This window comes from uncultured Thiodictyon sp., assembly GCA_903837595.1.
Taxonomy (GTDB): Bacteria; Pseudomonadota; Gammaproteobacteria; order Chromatiales; family Chromatiaceae; genus Thiodictyon.
Genome location: CAILVI010000141.1, coordinates 1 through 3,513, shown reverse-complemented (window position 1 = coordinate 3,513; position 3,513 = coordinate 1). Strand labels below are relative to the sequence as shown.

Annotated in this window: 2 protein-coding genes; both read right to left on the bottom strand. The window is 60.5% G+C overall.

The window, feature by feature from the left end:
- Positions 1–96: 96 nt before the first annotated feature.
- Positions 97–1,467: an MFS transporter gene (locus tag QZY44_RS07500; RefSeq protein WP_295444451.1), complete on the bottom strand. Its 1,371-nt coding sequence runs from the start codon at positions 1,465–1,467 to the stop codon at positions 97–99.
- A gap of 619 nt (positions 1,468–2,086) precedes the next feature.
- Positions 2,087–3,034: a M23 family metallopeptidase gene (locus QZY44_RS07495; protein ID WP_295444449.1), complete on the bottom strand. Its 948-nt coding sequence runs from the start codon at positions 3,032–3,034 to the stop codon at positions 2,087–2,089.
- Positions 3,035–3,513 lie beyond the last annotated feature (479 nt).

Genomic DNA, 3,513 nt, shown 5'->3' with positions numbered 1-3,513 from the left:
TTCCGCGAAATCAAAGATCAGTTTATTCGCCATGATTCGAGCCTTGGGCAATGGAACTACGTTGTCGATCCCAATGCTTTCTCTTGATAAACGTGTTTAACTAATTTTTGCATTGTTACCAAACGCTTCCACCTCAGCAGCGCGATCCTTGAGTCTCAAGGATGCGGCCAGCATGATGACAGTGATAATCGAGACAAAAAGATAGCCCGCCTGATAGCCCGCTGCACCACCCCCGAAACTTCCCGCGATCGAACCGATCAGTGCGGAGCACAGAATCTGACCGATACCGGTAAATACAGAAATTGCCCCTTGCGCCGACGTTCGTTCGGCGGCGTGAGTAGCGTTCATGACAATGTATCGGATCGGCGCTCCCAGTAGGGCTGACAATCCCAGGCCCATGAGCAACGTGGCGGCATAAAAGCTTACGAGAGTGAGGCTGCCAAGGGATAAGGTCAGCAACCCGACAATCAGCAGCACCGAACCACCGAGCAGCACCAGCTTCGACCCGATACGGTCAACGAGACGCCCAACGATTGGCGAGCCGACCATGAGCGTGAGTATTAGCGGCATGAGCATAAAGCTGGCAGCAGATACGTCCACCGGAAACGAGGCGGTGATCAGCGACGGCAAAAATGATACTGAGACCATGCACATGCCGGAACCAATCGCCAACAGACTCCCCATCAGCATTTGCTGCGAACTGAATATTTTTGGCCGAATGATTGGATCTGCTGCGCCTGCTTCAACGGCGGCAAAGACCGGAAGTAGTCCTATACCCCCCAGTGCCAGAATGAGTGGCCAGAGTCTAATCTCGGCGCCGCCAAGCTGATTAAGGCCCAGGGTGAGCAATATCAGTAATAGGGTAAGCACACTAAGTCCGGCCCAATCAAAAGGAGATGCTTGCGCCGGGCGGGTTGTCGGAAGCACTCGGAATGCGGCAATGATCAACACCACAGCGATCGGCAAATTGATGTAAAAAAGCAGATGCCATGAGTATTTGAGCAACATCCCACCGAGGAGTGGCCCCAGAATAAACGCCAGCCCAAAGACGGCGCCGATAAGCCCTAGCGCCCTACCCCGCTTCTCCGGCGGAAAAGTATCACCAATGACCGCCGCGGCAATTGGAAATACACCGCCAGCGCCAATTCCCTGGATCGCCCGTCCGATCAGCAGCATCGCGAACGTGGGGGATAATGCAACGACGAGTGATCCCAGCCCGAACAGCGCTACATCGAGTACGTAGATCGAACGACGACCTGCCCTGTCTGCAAGTTTTGCCATCAGCGGGGTGCTCAAGAGTGCGCACAGCACATAAATGGTGAGAATCCAGGAAAGGGAACGTTCTTGAACCCCAAAGTCTCCCTGCAGGGCGGGTAGCGCTGGTCCGACAATTGCCGCATCAAGCGCCCCCATCAGCACTCCAACAAAAAGCACCGCCAAGATTCGGTTGCGCGTGCGATCATCCATAGTCTTCTCTATTCTTCAGCGAAAAATTGCACCTGACGTTTCCGTTATTCTGAAACCCTGTGGCCATCCAGTCATTTAAGGGGGTGGAGGTTTCGGTGGGGTTTGCACCGATCTGCGCAAACCTTGCCCCCCACCCCGTCTGCGGCCCCTGGTAAGGCCGGAACCTTCAGTTTGCAAAACCAGCGGTCGTAATAGTACCACAAGAAATTGCGATATTTACCGCCCCCGTTTGCGCTGGCTGAATGCACCGCTGGCGGTCCGCGCTTGCTTGCGCACTGGCAAGATCGTGCATGGATAAGTATTCTGGAAATATTCAGGCGGCGGAATCTTCGCGGGTTTCAGATCGCTGGGTATGGCCTCGCCAGGAATGGGAAGGACAGAACCCGGTCGTCTCTTGCATCACTCTGGGATAGCGCACGCGTTGAAACCACCTTCCCTGCCGTTACGTCAACTCGGCATAGTTGCCTGAAACACAGGAAACGCCTCCATCGACACAGCCGCTGCTCTTATGCAATTTCTTCCTGCTGCTTTCGCTTGGTAAAGCGCTTTCCATCATCGTTCCGAAGATTGTCAGCCCCCATTTCAACAAACGCTGGCGTCGCTGACGCATGGCTGGACTTCAAGGCGGCCCGATGCGGTCGCCGCGCACGGGAAAACGGCCATTGAGCCGGATCGGCAGCGGATCGCCGCCCAGCGGCGCGCCGACAGGACCCGGTCGCTGCGCGTGGACATGCAGATGCGGCTCACCGGTATTGCCCGAGTTCCCCACGGAACCCAGCCAGACGCCCGCGGCGACCGTGTCCCCCGCGCGGACCTGGACGCTTCCGGGGCTCAAGTGGCCGAGCAGCACATCGGCGTGGTGGCATCGCAGCATGACGTGGTTGCCCGCCATGTGCTCGCGGTCCATCTCTGGAACCTGCATGTCGGGCAGACCGTCCACCGCGCGCACAACCGGACCGGCGCAGGGGGCCAGCACGCGGGTGGCGTAGATGCAATAGGCACGCGGGTCCGCAGGCTGCAGCCCCTTCGCGCGCAGCCCGAGCCCATTCAGCTGCACGAGATCGACGCCATAGGATTGTCCGCGCCAATCGCGCAAGCGGGGCTCGCTGGCATCGAGCGTGAAGAGGTGGGCGTTGGTGCTGAAGTCGCTGCCGCCATTGACGACGAGGTAGCGGCCCGGCGCCAATGGGAATGCCAGGTTCACCACCGGCCGTGGCGGCGGGGTGCGGCTTTGCAGGGCGCCGGCAGTGCCCACCAACGACGCGGCGCCCAAGGCGACGAAGGATGCTGCGACGATCCACGCGCCCCATGTCCCCGGCATCGCTGATGCGAAGGACCGGCTGCGACGCAGCCCCACCAACGCCGCCGCAACAAGCGCGGCGCCAAATGCGTAAGGTGCCCACCAGGGAGGCAACAGCCAGATCCCGCGCAAAGCCATGACCGCAAGCGCCGCGAAACTGCCGACGCACTGCACGGCGAACCCCAGGCGGCTGCGCGCTGGGAGCCACAGCATGCAGCCGACGAGGATCAGGGGCAGCAGCAGCTGCGCAAGGTACAGCCCCGTCACGGTGACCACTCGGAAGCGGCAGCGATGAGGCCAAGAGCGGGCCAGACGCCGAACAGAAGCGCCGTCGGTGTGCCGACGAGGCACCACAACAGGGGTGGACAGGGCAACGTCGGACCCGCGTCGAGGTGCCAGCGCCAGGACGAACGCTGCCAGGGGCCCAGCAATAGGGGTTCGAGGCGCAGTGGAACGGAAAACCGGGTTAAGCCTATTTTCGTGTACGAAAGGGCGTTGGCGGTCGGCATGCTGCACGCGGAGCGTTCGCCTATCCCTCCGCGGGATCACGCAACGGTCGCAGTTCGCCCTTGGCCACCGCCTCCGGCACGGAGAACGAGTAACGTCCGTGTCCTTCCGGCAAGCCTGCATGAATTCCGAATGCGGTTCCGGTAGCGTGGGAGCCCCGCGTCCTTGGCGAACGGGAGGGGCGATGTTGTCGCTGGCCGGGCGGGCAGGCGACACCAAGCCGGCAGCGTCTGGCGCCG

What these genes read in the sequence shown, in the direction of transcription:
- QZY44_RS07500 (WP_295444451.1), bottom strand. Translation starts at nt 1,467, where the DNA reads ATGGATGATCGCACGCGCAACCGAATCTTGGCGGTGCTTTTTGTTGGA.